This is a genomic window from bacterium (genome assembly GCA_024226335.1).
Lineage (GTDB): Bacteria > Myxococcota_A > UBA9160 > SZUA-336 > SZUA-336 > JAAELY01.
Genome location: JAAELY010000397.1, coordinates 1 through 3,445 on the forward strand (window position 1 = coordinate 1; position 3,445 = coordinate 3,445).

Consider the following 3,445-nt stretch of genomic DNA (forward strand, 5'->3'; position numbering starts at 1 on the left):
GCTTCGCGCGGCTCCCCGCTGGGGAAGAGGAGGCCCTTCCCCAGACCCCATCCCTCTTGACCGACACGATTCACCCAGTACCAACCAACTGAAGTTCGGTGTCCGAGAAACCCCGGAGGGTCAAGCAGCAAGGTTGGGGTGCCAAGGTCCTTGACCAATCGATCAGCTGACCTGCGCAAGAGCTTTCCCGAGATGAAGGGGCTGTCCATCGTAACCTCAAGTACATGAGGACCTTGGTGCGGGAGATGCCCCACGGCTCAATTGGGCAGCAGCTTGCTGACCAAATGCCTTGGTTCCACTCCTGCACCCTCGTTCAGAAGGTGAAGGACTCTGTGGAGCGGGAGTGGTACGCGCGGGCCTGCATCGAGCTTGGCTGGAGCCGCAACGTGCTCGAGATTCAAATCGACACCGGGCTCTACGCTCGGCAAGGCGGCGCCGCATCGAACTTCGAGCGCACACTACCAGGTCTGCAATCTGACCTCGCCAGAGAGACGCTGGACCGGCTTGGCCGAAGTCTCGAATCTGTTCTGGAATCGCTCGCCAGTGCTAGTCGTCGTCGAGGATCGTCAGCGTGAAATGTGGCGCTGTGCCAAGAACGCCGCCAGCAGGATTTCCAAGGGTTACGATTGCAGTTTCGTCACCCTCCAGGTCTGCATCCTCAGCGACGACGATCGTCATCTCGAACGACGTCTCTCCAGCGGGGACGACGAATGGATTCAACTCCTCGACACGCCAGTCAACATTATAGTTGGCGGTGCCACTAGTTGTGTATGGCACCGCTATGTCATAGCTTGCTGCCTGCGAGAGAGTCACGGCAACATCGAACTGCTGAGCGTTCTCTGTCGTTTGGAGCAGGGTAACGGGGAACTGTATGGCGGGCGCGGCATCCGTCGCGAACGTGACCGCCAGACCGTTCGTCGTGTTCGACGTGGAGCCAGGATTCGTGTCCCGGAACCACATCTGAAAGTTCCATGTTTCGCCCGGCTGCAGCGCGATCCCTTGCGGCAGTGCCGCTAGATCCAGCGCGAAAGATGCCTCACCTGCGAGGTCGCTGACGAGGACGTCTCTAGAGAATCGGAAAAATGGAAGAGACAACAGTAGGTTGCCTTGCGATCCTCCGAATAGCGGGACATAGCCTTGAGCTGCTGACATCAAGAAATAGCCGAATTGCATGGGGGGGAGATCGGTCGCCTTTAAAGTCAAGCAGTTATGCTGGATTAGCGCGTTTCCAAAACCGGCTAGCTTTGCCGGTTCCCCAGTAGAGTTTGGAGCGGCCGCGCCGTACTGCGTCCCAATGTGTCGCTCCAGTCCAAATAGATGTACTTGCCCTCCGCGGTTTAGGTTTACCGCCGGAGCTCCGACCGCCAAGGTGACTTGATCCGCTTGCAGGTGAGACCCCAAGCGGATGCCCACCACAGGGTCAGCAGGGCGCAGTATCTCTCGCTGATCCCAAAACCCGTTCTCAAGGAGCTCGAACACGAATACGGCCCCAGCATTGGACTCTCTGGGGGCACCGATCAAGAGGAGCTCGCCATCTGTGTCGATGGCCTCGCCGAATCGCTGGAATGTCAAGTGCGGTGTCGCCCTCAGTATCTGGTGCAGGGTCCAGAGGCCGCCCGTACGTTTGAACACATATACCTTTCCGGCTTGGCCTTCCTCCAGCTGTGATCCAACGAAGACGTAGTCGCCATTAAGGGCAATCGCCGGTTCCTGCGGCAAGGGTGTGGATTTGAGACTGAGCGTTCTTAAACGGCCTTGACCATCGAAGAGTGGCTTCTCGCGAGGCGGATCGAGTGCAAGTGCGCGTCGGTGTGTCGGACGAGCATTGCAAGATCGCGGCGCAAGCGCGGCCTGCTGAGGTGACGCACGAAGGGCGACACGGGTGCGCGCCGAGGCCATTAGGGTCGATTCGAGGCCGCTGATCGCATATAGGACACGGGACAGAGCCTCGCTGATCGCACTTGAACTCGAACAAGAGGATGTCCCGTGGCAATGATCGTGCTTGAGATCCCGGAAGAAGTCAACGCCGTTGCTCCCGCCTTGCTGGCGATGCTCGAGACCCTTCGGAAGCAGGTTGAGAGGGGCCGAATCGGCGCGTCGGTGGACATTGCCGACTTCGAGCAGCTGCTGGCGGACAAGATGAACGCCGTGGAGCGTGCGGCACTCGGCATCGCGCTTGGTGCACTGGCCGTGGACTTCCCGATGGTGCTCATCGACGGCGTCCTTCACACGCGCGTGCTGCGCAGCAAGACGAAGTTCATGGGATTGGCGGGACCAACTGTGGTGATGCGGTCGCTCTATCGGCCTGCAGGAGTGCGAAACGCACCAGTGGTGGATCCCGTGGCGATACGGGCGGGCGCCCTGGAGGGCGTGTGGCTTCCGGCAACTGCGCGCGAGATCGCCTACCTCGTCCAACAGGGAACATCTCGCGAAGCAGCGACCATGGGGGAGCGTCTTCGACGGCTGCCGTACAGCCACTCGGCCTTCCAGCACATTGCTCACGCTGTAGGTCACCGATATGTCGACCAGCACCAACAGATTGAGCAGCAGTTGATCGAGGTGTTCGAAGTGCCGGAGCAGGCCCGGTCCATCAGTGTGTCGCTGGATCGCGTCTCGGTGCCGATGGAGGAGCCGCGCGATCGTCCGGTCGGCAGGCCGCGGAAAGGTGCCCCGAAACGCCCCATCAGTCGTGTGTTCCGCATGGCCTACTGCGGCACCGTGACGTTGCATGATGGCGAGGGGAAGGGGATCCACACGATTCGCTACGGGACGATGCCTGCGGGCGACCCCGTGGCACTGTGCACCGGCATGGCCGACGACGTCATCGAGTTGCTCGGACAGCAGCCCGACTTGAGAGTCCAGCTCTTGTGCGACGGTGCGAAGGACATGTGGAACTTGCTCGATGCAGAGTTCACGACGTCGCCCTTCGACAAGAGGGAGATCCTCGTGTCGCGCCTCATCGACTTCTGGCATGCGGTCGAGAAGCTGGCGCCAGCCGCCAAGGTCCTCTTCGATGAAGACAGCGACGCCCAGCTTGCACGCTGGAAGCTGCGGCTGAAGACCAGGAGCAACGCCAACGCCGAGATCCTTGCAGAGCTGATCGAGTCGGACCTGGAACATGTTCGAGTCGGCGACGACGAACCAGTGCACCAAGCGATCACGTACTTCACGAACCACCAGGACCGGATGGACTACGCCTCTGCCCGGCGTGCTGGTCTTCCGATTGGGAGCGGTGCAGTGGAGGCCACCTGCAAGAGCCTCATCGCCATGCGCATGAAACGACCGGGCGCGCGATGGAAGACGCGAACGGGGGAACACATCGTTCATCTTCGCGCTCTGGCGCTCAGCGATCGCTGGGACGCTGCCATGGACCTGGCGCTCCCGTCAGCTCGCGTGAAGATCCGTCGGGCGGCATGAAATGGCGCTCAGGATGAAAAGCAGACCC

2 protein-coding genes and 1 pseudogene are annotated in these 3,445 nt (G+C 60.8%); 2 read left to right on the plus strand and 1 reads right to left on the minus strand.

From position 1 onward, the window contains the following. Window positions 1–191: 191 nt before the first annotated feature. Window positions 192–575: pseudogene (locus GY725_19960) on the plus strand (DUF1016 domain-containing protein). Here the strand turns inward: GY725_19960 and GY725_19965 are convergent. Next, window positions 547–1,719, minus strand: a complete 1,173-nt coding sequence (locus tag GY725_19965; GenBank protein MCP4006460.1) for a hypothetical protein — start codon at window positions 1,717–1,719, stop codon at window positions 547–549. The pseudogene GY725_19960 and the gene GY725_19965 overlap by 29 nt on opposite strands. A 273-nt stretch (window positions 1,720–1,992) precedes the next feature. Between GY725_19965 and GY725_19970 the strand changes: the two genes are divergently transcribed. Beyond that, window positions 1,993–3,417: an ISKra4 family transposase gene (locus GY725_19970; GenBank protein ID MCP4006461.1), complete on the plus strand. Its 1,425-nt coding sequence runs from the start codon at window positions 1,993–1,995 to the stop codon at window positions 3,415–3,417. Window positions 3,418–3,445: the final 28 nt, after the last annotated feature.

Coding starts and splice junctions, on each gene's coding strand:
- GY725_19970 (MCP4006461.1), top strand. CDS start 1,993: ATGATCGTGCTTGAGATCCCGGAAGAAGTCAACGCCGTTGCTCCCGCC.